General features: G+C 67.6%; 2 protein-coding genes. Both read left to right on the plus strand.

Annotated features, from left to right (window positions below; translation table 11 throughout):
• The coding region (locus PGX04_RS19415) for a molybdopterin-dependent oxidoreductase (RefSeq protein ID WP_273740020.1) at positions 1-836 on the plus strand (836 nt) is incomplete at its 5' end.
• A 159-nt stretch (positions 837-995) separates the two neighbouring features.
• On the plus strand, positions 996-1,158 hold a 163-nt coding region (locus PGX04_RS19420), incomplete at its 3' end, for an NAD-binding protein (protein ID WP_273740021.1).

A 1,158-nucleotide genomic window follows, 5' to 3' on the forward strand; every position in this document is an offset into this window, starting at 1 on the left:
GGGCAGTGCTGGCCGATCGCGGCGCGACGACCGACGACGGACTGTGGCTCACCGCGGTCGGCGGCGACCACCCGGAAGTCGACGGCGAGAACGACCGGTTCGCCCGCTCGATCCCGATGGAAAAAGCGCTCGAGGACTGCATCCTCGCCTACGAGATGAACGGGGAGGCGCTGCCGCCCGAACACGGCCACCCCGTTCGCTTGCTCGTTCCCGGCTGGTACGGCGTCAACAGCGTCAAGTGGGTCACCGAACTCCACGTCACGGAGACGATGGTTCACGGCGAGGAGTGGGCCGACCGCGACGGCGACGATTTCACCCGGTGGCAGCAGTCGTCCTACCGGATCCATCCCGAGGGCGTCGAGCCCGAATCCAACGCGACGATTTCGACGTACGACACCTGGGACCAACTCGAGTCCGACGAGATCGACCACCCCTACACCTTCGACGAGAACGTCAAGTCCACGATCGGTCGTCCCGCGGACGGCGCGACCGTCACCCCGCGCGAGGACGGGGTCGTCGAAATCGTCGGCGTCGCCTGGGCCGGCGACGACGAGGTGACGGCGATCGAGGTATCGACCGACGGCGGCGACAGCTGGCGGGAGGGAGAGTTCTTCGGCCCGAACTACGACTGCGCGTGGCGGCTGTTCCGCGACGCGTGGGAGCCGTCGCCCGGCACGTACACGCTCGTCTCTCGAGCGACCGACGAACGCGGCCGCCGTCAGCCCGTGCGGATCGCCGGGCCGGACGAGGACGCCGACGGTGAGTATCCGTGGAACGAGGGCGGCTACGCCGAAAACGCGTCCCTCCCGCACGCGGTCGAAGTCACTGTCGAGTGAGTGGTCCCCACTGTCGAGCGTATGGTCCACCCTCGAGCGTGCAATGCCCGCCGCGGCGCTCGAGTCGTTGAGTTGAGAAAACGCTCGAATCAGCGCGGAATCGGCCGGAACTTCGACCGCGAGCGGTGAAATTATGTATATCCGACCGCGAGTTCGGCCATGAACGTTGCAATTCTCGGGTGCGGCTACGTCGGCATCGAACTGGGCCGACAGCTCGCGTCTCGGGGACACGAGCCGATCGGCGTTCGCCGGTCGGGCGAGGGCCTCGAGCGGATCGAAGCGGCCGGCTTCGACGGTATACGGGCGGACGTCACCGACCGCG

This window comes from Natrinema soli, from assembly GCF_028618695.1.